Below are 16,256 nucleotides of genomic sequence, written 5' to 3'. Positions count from 1 at the left end.
TGACAGACATGAGTAATTATTCGGAAAAAACAATATTAAATCCCATTATACAAATTGCCAGAAGAGGAAGCAAATCAAATTCCGAATAAAAAAACGATAAAAGCTGCAGAAAACAGCCTCTTTCGCTATTCTCCAGCAGCTCATACTAATTTTTCCGATCGATATACTCATTCATTCTCTATGCATCATTTTCTCTTTTGGCTTCTATTGATTAAAAACAAAATTACGATTGTTGCCGTGTAAACAGCTATAATAGTCGGCACTGGAATTTTAATATCTCGGCTGATAAAGATTGTAGTTACGGTGGATATGAGCCCGATGAGAAAGAAAAACAAGAATAATGGGTAGGATGCAATGAACGGTTTTTCGTTTGGATCTTTTGACTTTGTTCGATAACCAGCCATATAATGCCCTCCAAAAGTTTGTATTCTTTTCCATGACATATCCGTCCTTTCTTATTTCCATGCCTCCTTTCCTTTCATGCATTAATTTGATTTAATTTTCAACAAATCAATTATATCATTTTTTTGATAATTAAATAATAATAATTTACCATTCTAGGAATTCACACAAAAACCGCATCTCCTTTTCTTCTAGGAGATGCGGTCATGTGCCTGTTTAATTATTGAATTTCACCGTTTCATTCATTTCTTCATCATCGCCCACTTTTTCATTGCTAGTAAGCTTCTTGGCGAATTTTTTCACCGCTTTTAATTTATTGCCGGATTCCCAATACTCTGCCGTATCAGCTGTGACTTTGATGAGCACAACATTCGGATCGTCATAAGTTGTCTCCAGCATTTTTTCAAATATCGGATTCCAGTATTCCTTTTTCCGTTCAAGGTCTTCTGAAAATTCGGCAGTTCCGCTGATCGAAACATAGGATTTTCCAGCATAAGCAAGGTTTACAGAAGGGTTAGCGATGATTTCCAAATACTTCGCTGTATCTTTTAAAGTTAAGAACCAGAGCTCTCCGTTAAATTCTGCCTCTTGGGTCTGCATCGGTCTCGATACAACTTTACCATCTGTAATCGTTGTCAGCATCGCGACTTCCACATCTTTGATTAAATCATTCACTGTTTTCACTGCTCCTTCATGTGTTGAAACGTTTTCCATTGATTAAATTCCTCCTTGAGATTTTCCAGATTTAAATGAATTTCCAATACACCTTATTTTCCCTTCTTACAACAACCTAAACTCTCCCAAGGTATTCTAAACAAATAAGCTATTGTATAATTACGCATTTAGTCGTATATTATATACATCTAATTTAACTGACATCTAGGAGGAAGACATATGGCTCTCATTCAAAACAATAAAAAAACGATTTCTCCTTCTGACACATGGAAATTTTTAATTCCTTCCCTTATAGGTGCCTTGCTGTTCTTATGCCCGATTTCCTATAACGGCGAAGTGACCATCGGCGTCGGCATTCTGGCATCTTTTCTCCAATCCACTTTCGGTAAAGTGATTCCGGCATTCATCGTATTCTTACTTGGGTTCTCAGCGATTGCGAGTTTGGCAGCAACTGCATTAAAACCTGAGTTTGTGAAAAACTCGCCTTTCCTCCGCTCTACTTTTATTAACGGGCCTTTTGGTTTGATCGTCCGCGTGCTTGCTTTTGCTTTTGGGCTGATGACTTTTTACGAAATCGGTCCGGAAGTGATTTCTTCCCGGGCAACGGGCGGCGTGGTGCTTTACGATCTAGCACCGGTCTTGCTTACCTGGTTCTTGTTCGCTGGAATCTTATTGCCTCTGCTGGTCGAATTCGGCTTGATGGAATTTGTGGGAGCTTTGCTCAATAAATTCATGCGCCCTGTTTTTACTCTGCCAGGACGCTCTTCTATCGATGCCATGGCTTCATGGATGGGCGCTGCCCCGGTTGGCGTACTGGTGACGATGAAGCAATACGATGAAGGCAATTATACGCAACGCGAAGCCGCGGTTATTGCTACCACGTTCTCAATCGCTTCTGTCGCTTTCAGTTTGGTTGTGGCGAATGTCGTCGGCATCGGCCATTTATTCCTGCCCTTTTACTTGGCTGTTTCTGTCGCTTGCTTAGTGGCTGCTGTCATCATGCCAAGAATTCCACCTTTGTCCCGCAAAAAAGATAGTTACTACGAGCCGGTGGGCAAACAAGTGGATGATACGATTCCGGAAGGTGTGTCACTCGTGAAATGGGGATTTGACGAAGCCCGCATAAAAGCGAGCCGTGCAGCAAGCCCTAAAAAACTGGTTCAAACCGGAGTTGAAACCGTTTTGGATATCTGGCTTGCTTTAATCCCGCTCGTCATGGCACTCGGGACGGCAGCTTTGATAGTAGCGGAATACACGCCACTCTTTAAAATTATCTCGTACCCACTGATTCCTGTGCTGACATTGTTCGGATTGCCTGAAGCGGCTGAAGCTGCCCCTACTTTACTTGTCGGGTTCGCTGATATGTTCTTGCCTGCAGTGCTTGGCAGCGGAATTGAAAGTGAATTGACGCGCTTTGTTCTTGCTGGCGTTTCTTTGACTCAAATCATCTACATGTCTGAAATCGGCATTTTAATCTTGCGTTCGAACATCCCGGTTAAGTTTTGGGAACTTGGCGTAATTTTCATCTTGCGCACGATCATCACTCTACCGATTCTTGTGTTGTTCGCTCATTTATTCGTCTAAATGAAACGATCCATTTTCTTTTTTAAGGAAATGGATCGTTTTTTATGTACAGAGTTCACTTAACAAAAGCTTCAAAATAGAAAAACCGCAGTTGCTCACTGCGGTTTTTCTGCTTCTTCATTTAGCCCAGTTGTGGAAGACGAAATAGGCCAAAATGAGAGCGACCACGATGATGGAAATGACAAGCATCGGCACAAGGCCGAAGGTGGCATCCATTTTCGTTCCCCTCCTTTTTCTTATATCATAACTCCTAATTGCTAAAATTCAAACCATTATATTTTAAATATTCTGTTTTTTAAGGAGAAAAATAATAGCTCCGAGCCATTTGGACCGGAGCTGCATTTAAAAGGAACACATTTTACATCGATTGAGGATGTCCTGGAACTTTCTTAAAGTTATCGTCTCTGCGGAAATTTCCCATGACTTCCATTGTCTCACTGATGCTTACAAATGCGTCGGGATCGACTTCTTTAATAAGCGGACGGACATATGCCAACTCATATCGTGTAATGACGCTGTGCAGGATTTTAACTTTATTGCCCGAATAGGCTCCTTCGCCTTCTGTGACAGTGATGCCTCGGTAAAGATTTTCGAGCAACTGTTTTTTGACTTCGTCCCCTTTGCTTGTCACCACTTGCATATTCAGTTTGATGTGGCGGGTGTGGATACGGTCAACGACTAGACCTGTGATGTAAATTGAAGCCATCGTATACATTGCCAGTTCCCATGTAAAGATAAAACCGGATACAAAAACCACTAAACTGTTCAAACAAAACACCATAAATCCAAGCGGAATGTCTCGTTTCATCGTCAACAAGAGGCCAACAACGTCGAAGCCGCCTGTCGATCCGTATGCACGGATGATGAATCCGACCCCGATGCCGACAAGTACGCCGCCGAATACTGATGAAAGCAATACGTCTTCTGTTACTTTCATGACTGGGATATACAGCATCGAGATTGAGGTCACTGCGACGGAAAAAATACTATTGATGATGAACATTTTGCCAAGTTTCATCCAGCCGAGTATCAAAATCGGGATGTTCAATACAAAAAGCCAGATTCCTGCGTTGATTGGCAGCATCAAACTGAAAATCATCGCAATTCCCGTAACTCCTCCAGACAAAATCTCATGCGGCAATAAAAACATATTAAAAGCGAACCCAAGTAAAATCGATCCTGCGAAAATTATGAGCCAATTGTAAAGCTTATCCATTAAAAAATCTCCATTCATACTATACTCAGCACCTATAAAAATGCAGCAAAAAAAGGCTGGACAATTCTTTCAGCCTTTTCGAAGCTCAGACACAATGTATCAAATTATAGGTAGTATACGGGTAAAATGCAAGTTTTATTCCTCGGCTCTAAATCTGCTTGATCCTTCTCAAACAAAAATCATTCAGCGAATATCACTAAACTGTCGAGACTGTCTGCACTTTCAATCTCCAACAAAGAATATAAACTGTTAACAAGTGTTTGGATGCGCGGCGGAGTTCGGGTAAATTCCTGCTGGATGGATTTTGCGTAAGCCGTTTCCCAACTTCCATCTTGCAAATAATGGGCATCTACAACTTCAGTCTTTTGAATTGTCCAGCCGGCTTTTTCCAATAAATTTTGGAACTGTGGAAGATCAAAGACATACTGGATGTTCCCTTCGTTTTCTACAAACTCGCTGTATAAAGCAAGAATCGCCGTTGCCGCAAAGTGGCTGCGCTGAGAAAGCCGGCTAAAGTCAAGATTCCATTCTGCCAGATAAAGGCGGTCAGTCATGCTCCGCAATTTCGTCAAATATGCGAGCAATTGATCCGGATTCCGGAAATACCAGGAACTGTGCGACAAAATAGCCACGTCGAACTTCGTTTCCGGCAGCTCCAGCAAATCGGTTTCCAGCAAGAATTCAACTTGTTTTCCAAGTTTAGATGCTGCAATGGCCGCTGTTGCCTCACCAAGCGTAATCGGGGCACCATAATCCGCAGACGCAATATCCACAGCAAGCACCCGTCCTGCTTCGCCTACTGCATCTGCCAAAACGACAGTCGTATCTCCCTGGCCGCAGCCAATTTCAATGACGGACATCCCTTTTTGAATCGAAAAAGTTTCTACTAAAGACATCCGATGTTTCAATTGGGTGCGTTGAATCGTATCATCCCCGATGATTTTCATGCTTTCGATTAAATGTTCCAACAGGCTTCCTCTTTCCCACTTTTAATCATTTGTTCTGATTTCATCTTATCTAAGCGTAATTTTTCTTAAAGAAATCTAAGCCAGCTTTTGTCCGCAGTTCGGACAGAACTTAGCCCCTTCGTTTTTCTGGCCGCAGTTCGGGCAAAAGTTTGGCCCTTGGCTGCCTGCTGCCTGCTGAGTGCCGGAATTCGAATCCTTCATCGTTTCCACCATGTCTTTAGCGATATTCATCCCGACCATCATGCCAGCCATGTCAGCTGCACTGCTCGAACCGGACGAACCGCCTTTCGCCATGGCATCTGCCACTGAAATTTGCTGGTATTTGCCTACGTCGCCGACCATGCCGATAGAAGCATTCTTATTAATCATATCCTGGATTTCTTTCGGATAGTTAAAGCTCATGACTTGGAAACCGGTGATTTTCATGCCATCATCCATAAGCTCCATATTAAGGTCATCTGAAATTCCTTTTCCGATTTCATGAGCATTGGCCTGCAGATTGAACATATCCTTGCCTTCTTTGGTGACCCATTTCATGAGCAGCTGATCGAGAATCGCTGTAATCCGGATTTTCATATCTTCAACCAGATAGCTTTCACGGACTCCAGCAATTTTATCGATCAATGTCGTGTAGTCATTTACGGTAAACTGGAACGTGCCATTCGCCCGGATTGGCATACCGCCCGGCATTTGCGGTGCCGGAATATTGATCGGGTTTTGTGTCCCCCATCGGACCGTGAATTCTTTCGTATTGACGAACAGGACTTCAACACGCATGCCGCTGTTAAAGCCGAAACGGAACCCTTTCAAGGTAGAAAGGAACGGGACAATCTGCGATTCGATGTCATACTCGCCGTCATCTTCAAAAATCCCTTCGATTTTCCCGTTGTTTAAAAAGATGGCATCTTGTCCTGGACGGATAATCAGCTTACTGCCTTTTTTGATTTCATCGTTGTTCCATTTCCAAAATATCATGTCGTCCCTGAATTCATTCCATTCGACAACATCTGAAAATTGATTTCCGAAAAAAGCCATATTGTTCATTCCTTCCTTTATTGCCTTTGGTTTTAGAAACTGCGTCCGCCTCCGCTAAAGGAGCGCCCGCCGCCAGTCATTCCACCACCGCCGCCGAAACCGCCGCCTCCGCCATTGCTTTTCGGTACACGGCGCCTGGAAACCGTCTTGTTTCGGAACCGGTCTTGCTGGCTTCTGACTCTCGTATTCGTGCCGTCAACATACGTACGTGCAGTGGTCGTGATCCGTCCGCCTGCATTCATGACCATCGAACCGACCACCGCAGCGGCAATCAACAGCGGAACGCCTAGCTGGAACCAAAGCTTATGGAAGATGCTTTCTGGATTGGCTCCCGGCCGGAATTCCATGTAGCGGCTGGCTGTTGTAACAGTTTCCCGGAAAGCACCACCATAATCGCCGGCGCCCATATAAGGCATGATGCGGTCCAGCACTTGCTGGACTCGGTTATTGTCGAGCTTCGTTTCAGCTGTACCGAAACCTGCCAGGTACACTTCCCGGCTGCCCATATCAATCGTCAGCAGCACGGCATTTTCCTGGTTGTTTTCATCTGCCCATTCATCAAAGAAATCACCCATATAGGTCATGACAGGCTGGCCGTTTGTAGTGGTTGTCGTCAGAAATAAAAAATCTGCTCCATGTTTTTCGCTATGCTCTTCAGCGAGCGCTTCCAGTTCTCCGATTTCGCTTTCCGTTAAGAGTCCTGCATTGTCATAGATATGCGAATCGGCAGCAAAAACAGCCGTGCCGCCTGCAAATACAGCCAGACACAGCACCAAAAACAGGAATGGCGCTTTCCTCCAATTTAACCGGTTCACCATAGCACACCTCCCATTGCATAAGAGATGCCTTTTAACACGACAAAGCCTGAAACGGCAATGCCAGCGAACCACGCTGCTACTTTTCCTGAACTGATTGGCGGTTTCCCGACCACTTTGCCGGTTTGCCCGTTCATCGCAAAAGTATGCTCTTTATTTTCAAAATCATAATAAACCATCCAAACAGGAAACAAAGTGTAGTAGACCTTGCTTTTATTCGCCTGGATCTGTTTGTTCGTGTAGCTGACAGTCGAATAACCTGCAATGGTCGATTGGATATACGAATCGATATAAGGAACGATTTTGGATTCCACCCGCGAGAAAAGGGCTTCATCGTCATAATCGTATTTTTCCGCTAGGTAACCTGCCAAATAAGGCATTTTGAAATCTTTCAACTCCGAATAGTCATAAGGCTCGAGCTTATCCATCAATTCATCATCCATCTTTTCCGAAGCATCGGCCGGCACTTTTAAATAGCTGAGGTCAATTCCACGGTAAACATCGTAGAAATCGGTTTCCGTATAAATCGTATCGCCTCTTGTGTAGCTTCGGACCCGAGTGCCGATGGCAGCCACTTCCGCCGTTCCTTCGATGTCATAAAGCCAAAATGGCACATACATGCCTGCCATCTTTTTGATCCGGTCGCCGCTCATGAACCCTCTAGGCGTCAGCCTTCCATTTCGCGTCCATTTCTTGAATGCAGCCACGGCTTCGTCTTTGCTGATGGTGAATGGAATCACTTTAGCCGGTGCAAATTCACCGCTTAAGCGTTCAGCCAATACCACCGGCGCACCGCAAAAGCTGCAATGCGTCGCGGTCGTATTCGCTTCTGTGAGAATTACGGCACCGCAATTTTCACAATGGTATTCCTTTGCCTCTTCTGTATCGAATTCCTGCAGGATATTTTCCTCGGGAAACGTTTCAATATCGTCTTGGCGGCCGCAGTTCGGGCAGGACAGCTTTCCTGACTCGGCATCAAATGCCATATCCGATCCGCAGTTTGGGCATTTATACTGAGTGACCACTCCGTGTCCCCCTTTCCCTTTAAAGGAAATGGCCTTCATCAATGCCATCACTCGCTTTTGTTTACCTCCTGCTTCAATGCGGCCAGTTCATCGTCTACATTAATGCCAGATTTCAGTGATTCAAGCTCACTTTCTACATCAGCTTTTGTCTCGTATTTTGCGGCAAGGTCTTTAATATCCGTACCTGAACCTTTATTGAGCTCCTGCATCGCCATTGCCTCATCCAGTTCCTGATTGATTTTTTGCTCCATTTGATCAAATGCAGACAAACGGTCTCCAGCACTGCCCATGGATGAATTAAACTCATTCATGCGTTTTTGCGTTTTCGCCACCGCCGCTTTCCCTTTCAATTCTTGGCGGCGGGATTCAAGTTCCGCGATATCGGAATCCAGCTTCTCGTGCATTTGGCGCATTTGCTGCGTGTTCGCTGCTGCCAGTTCAACAGATGTCTGCATCGTTTTTTCACGTTCTGAAAGCTCAGCTTTGCGCTGAAGGAATTTCCGCGCATCGTCGTCATTCCCAGCTTCTACTGCTTTTACAGCGTAACGCTGCATATCTTCAATCTCTTTTTGCAGTTCCGCAAGTTCACGGCGTTCACGCTTTTCAGCCGCCATGATGGCAGCGGTTTCCGATTTCACTTTTCCAAGATCACTGTTAAGGTCGCGCAAATATTGATCGATCATTTTTTCCGGATCTTCTGCTTCGTCCAATAGCGCATGAATATTGCTCGTCATAATATCTCTGAACCGTTTTAAAATTTCCATCATCATTCTCCTTTTAAAGTGATTTTTTCCTGCTTGGCAAACTGTCTTCTTATAAGCAAAGATTACCCTATAACGTACAGCGTTAATCCTTAAAAGAAAGGGAGCGCTGCCGACAACCTATAGGTGTTCAGCAGCGCTCTCTCCATGTATTTTCCCATAACTGGATGAAATGGGACAAGCTTATTTTTAAAATTTTCTTTTATTTTCTTCTTGGCCGCACTTCTTTTTGAATATCCTTCAGGAACGAAGCGCCCATCAGGATGATGACGATGGCAAACGGCAAGGCCGCAATGATGAGCATATTTTGCAGCCCTTGCGTCCCGCCGAAATAGACGACGACAGCAGCGACAGCTGATTGAATCAATCCCCACGTGATCTTAACGGAATTTGATGGATTCAATAGACCATTGGTGCTAAGCATACCAAGGACGAACGTAGCCGAATCCGCCGAAGTGATGAAGAAAATCGCAATGACGAAAATCGTGATGAACGACAACAAAGTCCCGAGCGGATATTCTGCCAGCACACCGAAAGTCGAGGTTTCAAGCGAAAAGCTGGAAATTGCAGAAATCCCTTTTTGCTCCAGATTCAAAGCAGATACTCCGAACACAGAGAAGAAAATGAAACAAACAAGCGCCGGCAGCAATAAGACGCTGAACATGAATTCCTTAATGGTCCGGCCTTTTGAAATGCGGGCGATAAAAATGCCGACAAATGGCGCCCATGAAACCCACCAAGCCCAATAGAAAATGGTCCAACCATTAATCCATGTTCTATTCTCTTCATTTAAGGGAGCTAATCGCAAACTCATTCTAAAGAAATCGGTGACGTAGCTTCCAAGCGTGTGCGTGAACATATTGACGATGTACATCGTGGGTCCGACAATGAATAGCAAAATAAGCAAAACAGCAGCTAACACCATATTGATATTGCTTAAGTATTTGATTCCTCGGCCGATTCCTGACCAAGCTGACCAAATGAACAGCACCGTTGCAATGATCAGCACAATCAATTGGACAGTGAAATTATTCGGCGTGCCAAAGAGGAAAGACAAACCTCCGGTAATTTGTGCGGAACCGAAGCCGAGCGTGGCTGCCACACCAACGATGGTCGCAAATACGGCCAAAATATCGATAGCTTTTCCTAAAGCCCCTTGCATCAGTTTTTCGCCGAATAACGGCGTTAATGTAGCACTGATCAATCCTGGCGTTCCCCGATGAAATTTAAAATAAGCGAGAACGAGCCCAACGATTCCATAAACGGCCCAAGCATGGATTCCCCAATGGAAGAACGAATACTTCAAGGCATCTTGAACAGCTTGATCAGAGCCTAACTCTGCAGAAGGGCTGCTGATGAACGCATGGGAAATCGGTTCTGCGGTGGTCCAAAAAACCAGCCCCATTCCCATCCCAGCGCTAAACAGCATGGCGAACCAAGAGGCCCGGCTGAATTCCGGGACATCGTCTTTCTTGCCGAGCTTGATATTGCCGAAACGCGAAAACATCATATAGACGCAGAATACCAAGATGGCAACTACTAAGAGCAAGTAAAACCAGCCAAACTTACTGGTTATTTCATTCGTCACCGAAGCAGTGACGGATTCAAGATTTCTTGGAGCAAATGCTCCCCATACAACGACAATAGCTGAAATGATTACTGAATAATAAAAGACTTGTGTGGCGTTTTTCATGCTTCACCTCTCATTAGAATTAATCGGATTTGTTAAACCGTATATTTTTACTATGGTAACATATCTAGCAAAACCGGGTTTTTGCATGCTGAAAAAACACCCGCAAAGCATGTATCTACTTTACCGGCGTTCCATACATCCTAATTACTTATTCACTTCTTCCCGTCACTTAAAACATAATTATTGGGTTTTCTTCTGTTCCATGACTGCAAAATAATTCGCTTCGTAATCTGCAAAGTTGAAAACGCGGCCACCCGGCATTTCAACAATTTCACCGACTGTGAGATGGTTCTCCGTTAATTTTTGGCGGAATTGTTCCAGGTCTTCTGTGAAAAACATCAAAGAGGGCGTGTCCAAGTTTAAGCCAGGAGACAACTGGGCGACTGCCTCACGATTGTGAAGGACAATGCTGGTTTCTGCTGCACCATCCGGCATGATTTCGATCCAGCGCATTTTGCCGTTGTCTTCATCAGCCTTAACCTTAAAACCTGCAATTTCTGTCCAAAACCGCACAGCTTCATCCTGGTTATTGACATAAAGCATAATCTGGCCTACCCGAGCTATCATATTTTCTCCTCCTTCAATTCTGTTCTTGTTTGAATCGTAAAATATTTTATCTGCAATTTCAATTTTAATTCCCGCTAAAAAAATACCGCATCCAGACCGTGTCTTACACTGGATGCGGCATTTGTTATTCATTCTTCAGTTAAATTTTATCGGCTATTCTTTATTGGACTCATGGGACGGATCGTTCGCTGCTTTTTTGGAATATTCTTTTGCCGCTTCTTTTTCATCCTGGCCTTTAAGGTCTTCGTAATTTACTGCATCATTTTCGCCGTCAAATACTTCTTTTGTTTTTTTGATGGCTTGGTCGATGGCAGAATCGGGAGCGCCGTTATGCTGCTGCGGTGTACGTCCAGCTGTGCCTTTTCTCGTCATGGAAATCCCTCCTGTTAAAATACGTTATTTTAACCTTTACCCCATTGTTTGAAAAATAATCCTTGAAGGGTTGTACGCATTTAATAGGCAGTGAATTCCTGGCGTGTTGGATAAGAGGTTTGAGTCCCGCGTTTTTGGACCGCCTGCGCTGCATATTGATTGGCTTTTTGGAGCGCTTCTTCGATTGGACTCCCCATAGTGACAAAATGCGCAAAGCAGCCGATGAAGGAATCTCCGGCGCCGGTTGTATCCACAGCTGCGACTTTTTCGCCTTCTATGAATAATTCTTTTTCTGCATTCATCCATAAGACGCCTTTATCGCCCATTGTAACGATTAAATTTCGTACGCCTTTTTCCACTAGGGAAGCTGCCGCTGATTTGATTTCATCTGCGGTTTCTACGGGCATGTCTGTTAAGATGCCAAGTTCCGACTCATTCGGAGCGAAATACGTGCATTTCTTTACATATTCGATATCCAGTGCCGGATTGGCTGGAGCTGGGTTTAAAAGCACAGGAATCCCGAGTTCCTCGCCCATTTCAATCGCATGATAGACCGTCTCCAGCGGGATTTCCAATTGAAGCACCATCAGTTTTACTTGGCCGATACGGTCGCGGTGCTTCTCAAGCGTTTCCGGAAGAAGTTCACTATTGGCACCTTGTATGATAATGATGCGATTTTTTGCTTTTGGATCTACAAAAATCGGGGCTGTGCCGCTCGTTTTCGTTCCGACTTCGACGGCTTCTACACGGACGCCGTTCTTTTTGAAATTTTCGATTGTGTTCTGCCCGAATAAGTCGCTTCCGACTTTCGTCACCATCAATACATCGGAACCTAACCGGCTTGCTGCCACCGCTTGATTGGCGCCTTTTCCGCCGCATCCCATCTCGAACTCCGGTGCTTCAATTGTTTCGCCTTCTTCCGGCATCCGGTCTAAATAAGTGATCAAGTCGACCATATTCGAACCAATTACTGCAATATCCATTGTCATTTCTCCAATCTGTTAACGACTTGCAACTTTACGTTGCCGAATTTATAAATAAGATACACTCTAGTTTACCTTAAAATCCAGTGAATAATCATGGAACACCCACATCCGCCTGTTTCGAAGTGCAGACAAATTGCTTTCAGTAATCGGCAACGCATACTACATCTGGCTTGAATGGTTGTCCCCCGGACGCTGCCAATATTCGTTTTTACTGAATCGAGCACCTTTTAATAAAAGCTTTCATATTCTCTCTACCTCTACCAATTCTCCAGAAAAACCAGCCGACTTTAAATTTCTTAAAATAAAATAAGCCGGGCCATCTCCGCTATTGGAGAGCCCGGCTTAAATCATTTAGCAGTTTTCACTCTGTATCTTGAGTATTTATAAGACAACCCGATTACTCCAAGGAGCAAAGCAAAAACGAGAACATCCGATAAAACGGTGAAGTTCAGAACCAGCAAAAACAAAGCTGCAATTCCAAAAACAGCGATAAAACAACGCTTCAACCATTGAAATTGACAACGGAAACCGATTAATGTCGACACGCCGCCGATTAGGAAGAGCGACCACATGATCGACTGATTTCCTGGTGCGGCATTGATTGCGATATAGCTCAAAGTAATGGCCAGAGATGTCAATACGACATCCTTGTTGCCCTTATAGAAACGGAGAAGCAATAAACCGATAAGGAAACTAAAAATCGCTTTCATGCTATATTGCACGAAGAAAACATACCCGATATTAAGCAGTGTAATTAGGGTAACTAAAATGAGGCCAGCCCCACCCGGTTTTAGCCGTTCCCATACTTGCAGAAATAGCGCAAACCATGCCACGATCAAAATACCGAAAATCCATTCGCCCCCGAACCAAAGCTGGGACAGTTCACTAAACGCATAGCCGCCTAAAATAGCCATTGCATACACCATAAATGCTTTCATGCCTGATCAACTCTTCCCTCTTAGTTAAATCTTTTTTTCTGTCGGTTTCATAATGCGTCCAACAATATTTACGGTGTCTTTCTTCACATTTAATTATACGCTGATTTTTCATCTTTCATATACAGTTCCGGGAAATAAATGATTTCAGATGAGAAGAGGCTTGAAAAACAGCAAAAAGGGTAGAAAGCTCTTATAGCAATAATAGGAAGGTGAATGGATATGGGAGAAGCATTATTATGGGGAGGCATTGCAGGGGCTGCCAATTTGCTGGGCGCGATTATTGTTTTGCTGGTTTCGCTTCCACAGCGCTTGATCGCATACATAATGGCGCTCGGAACGGGTGCTTTAATCGGGGCCGTCGCATATGAACTATTAGGAGAAGCAATGGTAATCAGCGGATTGACCCAAATCGCTTTAGGATTTTTAAGCGGAGCTGCAATTTTCACTATTTTTGATATCATTATCAACAATCGAGGCGCCCGTCATCGCAAGCGTTCGGGCCATGGGGAAGATTCCCCGGATGGACCCAACTCAGGCATCGCAATTTTTATCGGGACCATCATGGATGCTATTCCGGAAACAGCCATGATCGGCCTTGCACTAGCTAGCGGAAACGGCGTCAGCGTCGCTTTGATCGCAGCCATTTTCATCAGCAATTTGCCCGAAGGCATTTCAAGCACCTCCGGCTTAAAGAAAAGCGGATTCAGCACAGCCAAAGTAGTAGCGATGTGGACATTCGTCCTTGTCGCATCCGCGCTCAGCTCTTTGGCCGGCTATTCCTTGCTTGATCAAATGTCAGAAGACAGCCAAGCCATTCTCTCATCCTTTGCAGCTGGTGCCATCATCGCCATGATTTGCTCCACGATGATGCCGGAAGCATATGAGAAAGCAGGCCCGATTGTCGGATTCATCACCGCATGCGGCATTTTCATCACATTATTATTGCAATAAGAAAAGCGGAGGCAGCTGTTTAGCCCCGATAGGCTTAAGGCAGTATGCGAGGAGGCTGTTGCCGCCGCAAGTTTTTCAATCAAAAAAACGGACCCCTTAAGGGATCCGTTTTTTTTTTGTTATTCCGTTTCTTCATTTAAATCAGTTTGGTAATTGTATTCAGAAGGATCGATAGGCGTGAATCCTTCTGGGGCATAGAATCTCAACAAATCGCCATTGACGATTTCGTCAGACAATTGTAATTTGAGATTGCCCTGGTTTTGAAGTTCTTCTGCTTGGGCCTGCTTGCTTTCATCAATCGGCAAGCCGGTTTTCGGATCATAGAACACATCACCGATCGAGTAGATTTCTGGACTTGCATAGTCGCCATTTCGGAAGGTCACCAGTTCTTTATGCTCGTCCGATAATATGTCGGTGCCGAAATGCAGGTAGTCTTGGGTGTCGATTCCCAGCAAATGCATCAATGTCGGAAGCAAGTCGATCTGGCCGCTGAATGTGTGATCGATTCCGCCTTCCATTCCTGGAATGTGGATAAAGAGCGGCACACGCTGCAAGTTCGTATTTTCTACAGGTGTGATTTCTTTCCCTAGCACCTGTTCCATCGCTTTGTTGTGATTGTCTGAAATTCCGTAATGATCGCCGTACATGACGATCATCGTGTTATCAGCCAAACCTGATTCTTCAAGGTCTGTGAAGAATTGTTCAATCGCTTCATCTGCGTAGCGCGCTGTCTGGAAATAATTATCCACGCTTGCATCGCCTGTTGTGCCTTTGCCGATTGTCGTCAATTCCTGGTCGATATCATAAGGGAAATGATGCGCGACCGTGATGAATTTCGTATAGAACGGCTCTGGCAAGGTTTTTAGGATGTCCATGGATTGGTCAAAGAACGGCTTATCCATTACACCGTATTCTGCCATATCCCCTTCTTCAAGGTCTGTGTAAGATTCGATATCAAAGAAGTTGTCGAATCCGAAAGATTTGTAGACTTCGGAACGATTCCAGAATGTTGCATTATTGCCATGGAAAACGGCTGATTCATAGCCTTTGTCTTTCAAGATTGCCGGTGCTGCCTGGTAAGTGTTCTGGCCTTTTGTAATATAAGCCGAGCCCTTAGGCAAACCGAACAAAGAATTCTCTAACATGAATTCCGCGTCTGAAGTTTTCCCTTGCGCTGTTTGATGGAAGAAGTTATCGAAGTAAAGCGTGTTCTTCTCTTCAATCATCGAATTCAGGAAAGGCGTCACTTCTTCGCCGTTCAATTCATAATTCATCAGGAATGTCTGGAATGATTCCAGATGCAAGTAAACTACGTTCATTCCTTCAGCTGCCCCGAAATACTCTTCATTCGGCGAAGCATAATTGGATTTTGTATAGTTCAAGATTTCCGTTACATCGTCGCTGTCCGCCATAACGCGCTGCGAAGAGGATTTCAAGCTTTCTACCGTGTCATACAGAGCGTAGTTGTACATCCCCAAATATTTCACGATATAGCTTCTATCAAAACCGCGCGTCAATAATTGCGGACGGTCGCCTTCTGCCATCGCCAAGTTCAAGAATGAAATGGCTAATGCAGCGGTGATCATCGGAAGGACCACTTTGGTTCTGAAATTGGTTTTGTCTTTCTTGAAGCGTTTCGAAAAGACCAAAACAGCCAAGAAAACGACATCCACAAAGAACAAAACATCCCATGGTTGAATGAGTGTCATGACACTGCCGCCCAAATCACCGAAGTTCTGTGTTTGGAATAAAGTCGGAAGCGTGATGAAATCACTGAAGAATCGGTAATAAACCGCATTCGCGTACAGAAGAATCGTCATTAGCGTATAAATGACCAATAGCGAGAAATACTTCCGTGTCCCTTTGAAAAAGAACGATAAGCTCAAAAGCAATAAAGCGGAACCGAGTGGATTGATAAACAGCAGGAATTCCTGCAAAAATCCATCGACGTCCAATTTAAACTGCGTTTTTTGCGAAATATACGTTTTCATCCAAAGCATGACCACCGCGAGTATATAAAACGGGATAAACTTATTGAACGTTTCTCTATCAATTTTTTTGAATTTATTCATATTGCACCTTCTCGTTGTTGAGGATTATTGTAATGGCAATGAACCATCCCAGTTAAAAAATGTCTCTTGTAGTTTTACAAAGAATGACATATTCTATTCTACTAAACTTTGGGTAAGAATGACAGTTTAAAGATTCTTCTCACAATGGGTTCACTACTAAAAAGACGTAACCACACCATGGAAAGTTTCAAATCCG

16 protein-coding genes are annotated in these 16,256 nt (G+C 44.1%); 2 read left to right on the top strand and 14 right to left on the bottom strand.

Annotated features, from left to right (window positions below):
- Window positions 1–185: 185 nt before the first annotated feature.
- Together AC2EXB_RS04370 and AC2EXB_RS04365 are read right to left on the bottom strand one after the other, a co-directional pair.
- On the bottom strand, window positions 186–404 hold the full coding sequence (locus AC2EXB_RS04370) for a hypothetical protein (RefSeq protein WP_483603889.1): 219 nt from the start codon (window positions 402–404) through the stop codon (window positions 186–188).
- 214 nt (window positions 405–618) lie between these two features.
- Window positions 619–1,116, bottom strand: a complete 498-nt coding sequence (locus tag AC2EXB_RS04365; protein ID WP_483603888.1) for a pyridoxamine 5'-phosphate oxidase family protein — start codon at window positions 1,114–1,116, stop codon at window positions 619–621.
- Window positions 1,117–1,296: 180 nt separating this feature from the next.
- On the opposite strand from AC2EXB_RS04365, the gene AC2EXB_RS04360 reads away from it, so the two are divergent.
- Window positions 1,297–2,661: a YjiH family protein gene (locus tag AC2EXB_RS04360; RefSeq protein WP_483603887.1), complete on the top strand. Its 1,365-nt coding sequence runs from the start codon at window positions 1,297–1,299 to the stop codon at window positions 2,659–2,661.
- Between the two features lie 358 nt (window positions 2,662–3,019).
- Here the strand turns inward: AC2EXB_RS04360 and AC2EXB_RS04355 are convergent, their stop codons facing one another.
- The 11 genes from AC2EXB_RS04355 to AC2EXB_RS04305 all read right to left on the bottom strand — a co-directional run bounded on the left by AC2EXB_RS04355 (window position 3,020) and on the right by AC2EXB_RS04305 (window position 13,037).
- On the bottom strand, window positions 3,020–3,877 hold the full coding sequence (locus AC2EXB_RS04355) for a YitT family protein (RefSeq protein WP_483603886.1): 858 nt from the start codon (window positions 3,875–3,877) through the stop codon (window positions 3,020–3,022).
- A 179-nt stretch (window positions 3,878–4,056) separates the two neighbouring features.
- A complete protein-coding gene (locus AC2EXB_RS04350) occupies window positions 4,057–4,845 on the bottom strand; it encodes a class I SAM-dependent methyltransferase (protein ID WP_483603885.1) in 789 nt (262 codons plus the stop codon).
- Between the two features lie 75 nt (window positions 4,846–4,920).
- Window positions 4,921–5,880, bottom strand: a complete 960-nt coding sequence (locus AC2EXB_RS04345; RefSeq protein WP_483603884.1) for an SPFH domain-containing protein — start codon at window positions 5,878–5,880, stop codon at window positions 4,921–4,923.
- A 32-nt stretch (window positions 5,881–5,912) separates the two neighbouring features.
- On the bottom strand, window positions 5,913–6,698 hold the full coding sequence (locus tag AC2EXB_RS04340) for a TPM domain-containing protein (protein ID WP_483603883.1): 786 nt from the start codon (window positions 6,696–6,698) through the stop codon (window positions 5,913–5,915).
- Window positions 6,692–7,720 carry a TFIIB-type zinc ribbon-containing protein gene (locus AC2EXB_RS04335; protein ID WP_483604716.1) on the bottom strand — a complete coding sequence of 343 codons (1,029 nt, stop codon included), beginning with the start codon at window positions 7,718–7,720 and terminating at the stop codon, window positions 6,692–6,694. Before AC2EXB_RS04335 ends, AC2EXB_RS04340 begins: the two co-directional genes overlap by 7 nt.
- A 47-nt stretch (window positions 7,721–7,767) precedes the next feature.
- The gene (locus AC2EXB_RS04330; RefSeq protein ID WP_483603882.1) at window positions 7,768–8,484 is read right to left on the bottom strand and encodes a PspA/IM30 family protein; all 717 of its coding nucleotides are present in this window, start codon (window positions 8,482–8,484) and stop codon (window positions 7,768–7,770) included.
- A gap of 199 nt (window positions 8,485–8,683) precedes the next feature.
- The gene (locus AC2EXB_RS04325; protein ID WP_483603881.1) at window positions 8,684–10,174 is read right to left on the bottom strand and encodes a glycine betaine uptake BCCT transporter; all 1,491 of its coding nucleotides are present in this window, start codon (window positions 10,172–10,174) and stop codon (window positions 8,684–8,686) included.
- A gap of 180 nt (window positions 10,175–10,354) precedes the next feature.
- Window positions 10,355–10,741 carry a VOC family protein gene (locus AC2EXB_RS04320; protein ID WP_483603880.1) on the bottom strand — a complete coding sequence of 129 codons (387 nt, stop codon included), beginning with the start codon at window positions 10,739–10,741 and terminating at the stop codon, window positions 10,355–10,357.
- 153 nt (window positions 10,742–10,894) lie between these two features.
- Window positions 10,895–11,113 carry a hypothetical protein gene (locus tag AC2EXB_RS04315; protein WP_235198427.1) on the bottom strand — a complete coding sequence of 73 codons (219 nt, stop codon included), beginning with the start codon at window positions 11,111–11,113 and terminating at the stop codon, window positions 10,895–10,897.
- 80 nt (window positions 11,114–11,193) lie between these two features.
- Window positions 11,194–12,096, bottom strand: coding sequence for a ribokinase (rbsK, locus tag AC2EXB_RS04310; RefSeq protein ID WP_483603879.1), 903 nt, complete (start codon window positions 12,094–12,096; stop codon window positions 11,194–11,196).
- 350 nt (window positions 12,097–12,446) lie between these two features.
- Window positions 12,447–13,037 carry a hypothetical protein gene (locus tag AC2EXB_RS04305; protein WP_483603878.1) on the bottom strand — a complete coding sequence of 197 codons (591 nt, stop codon included), beginning with the start codon at window positions 13,035–13,037 and terminating at the stop codon, window positions 12,447–12,449.
- Window positions 13,038–13,256: 219 nt separating this feature from the next.
- Between AC2EXB_RS04305 and AC2EXB_RS04300 the strand changes: the two genes are divergently transcribed.
- On the top strand, window positions 13,257–13,988 hold the full coding sequence (locus tag AC2EXB_RS04300; RefSeq protein WP_483603877.1) for a ZIP family metal transporter: 732 nt from the start codon (window positions 13,257–13,259) through the stop codon (window positions 13,986–13,988).
- 119 nt (window positions 13,989–14,107) lie between these two features.
- Here AC2EXB_RS04300 and ltaS read toward each other — a convergent pair whose 3' ends face one another.
- A complete protein-coding gene (gene ltaS / locus AC2EXB_RS04295; protein ID WP_483603876.1) occupies window positions 14,108–16,060 on the bottom strand; it encodes a lipoteichoic acid synthase in 1,953 nt (650 codons plus the stop codon).
- Window positions 16,061–16,256: the final 196 nt, after the last annotated feature.

This window comes from Planococcus alkaliphilus (assembly GCF_057031095.1).
The sequence above is the reverse complement of the archived record's forward strand: the minus strand, read 5'-3'. Positions and strand labels throughout refer to the sequence as shown.

Coding starts and splice junctions, on each gene's coding strand:
- AC2EXB_RS04370 (WP_483603889.1), bottom strand. CDS start 404: ATGGCTGGTTATCGAACAAAGTCAAAAGATCCAAACGAAAAACCGTTC.
- AC2EXB_RS04365 (WP_483603888.1), bottom strand. CDS start 1,116: ATGGAAAACGTTTCAACACATGAAGGAGCAGTGAAAACAGTGAATGAT.
- AC2EXB_RS04360 (WP_483603887.1), top strand. CDS start 1,297: ATGGCTCTCATTCAAAACAATAAAAAAACGATTTCTCCTTCTGACACA.
- AC2EXB_RS04355 (WP_483603886.1), bottom strand. CDS start 3,877: ATGGATAAGCTTTACAATTGGCTCATAATTTTCGCAGGATCGATTTTA.
- AC2EXB_RS04345 (WP_483603884.1), bottom strand. CDS start 5,880: ATGGCTTTTTTCGGAAATCAATTTTCAGATGTTGTCGAATGGAATGAA.
- AC2EXB_RS04340 (WP_483603883.1), bottom strand. CDS start 6,698: ATGGTGAACCGGTTAAATTGGAGGAAAGCGCCATTCCTGTTTTTGGTG.
- AC2EXB_RS04330 (WP_483603882.1), bottom strand. CDS start 8,484: ATGGAAATTTTAAAACGGTTCAGAGATATTATGACGAGCAATATTCAT.
- AC2EXB_RS04325 (WP_483603881.1), bottom strand. CDS start 10,174: ATGAAAAACGCCACACAAGTCTTTTATTATTCAGTAATCATTTCAGCT.
- AC2EXB_RS04320 (WP_483603880.1), bottom strand. CDS start 10,741: ATGATAGCTCGGGTAGGCCAGATTATGCTTTATGTCAATAACCAGGAT.
- AC2EXB_RS04315 (WP_235198427.1), bottom strand. CDS start 11,113: ATGACGAGAAAAGGCACAGCTGGACGTACACCGCAGCAGCATAACGGC.
- rbsK (WP_483603879.1), bottom strand. CDS start 12,096: ATGGATATTGCAGTAATTGGTTCGAATATGGTCGACTTGATCACTTAT.
- AC2EXB_RS04305 (WP_483603878.1), bottom strand. CDS start 13,037: ATGAAAGCATTTATGGTGTATGCAATGGCTATTTTAGGCGGCTATGCG.
- AC2EXB_RS04300 (WP_483603877.1), top strand. CDS start 13,257: ATGGGAGAAGCATTATTATGGGGAGGCATTGCAGGGGCTGCCAATTTG.
- ltaS (WP_483603876.1), bottom strand. CDS start 16,060: ATGAATAAATTCAAAAAAATTGATAGAGAAACGTTCAATAAGTTTATC.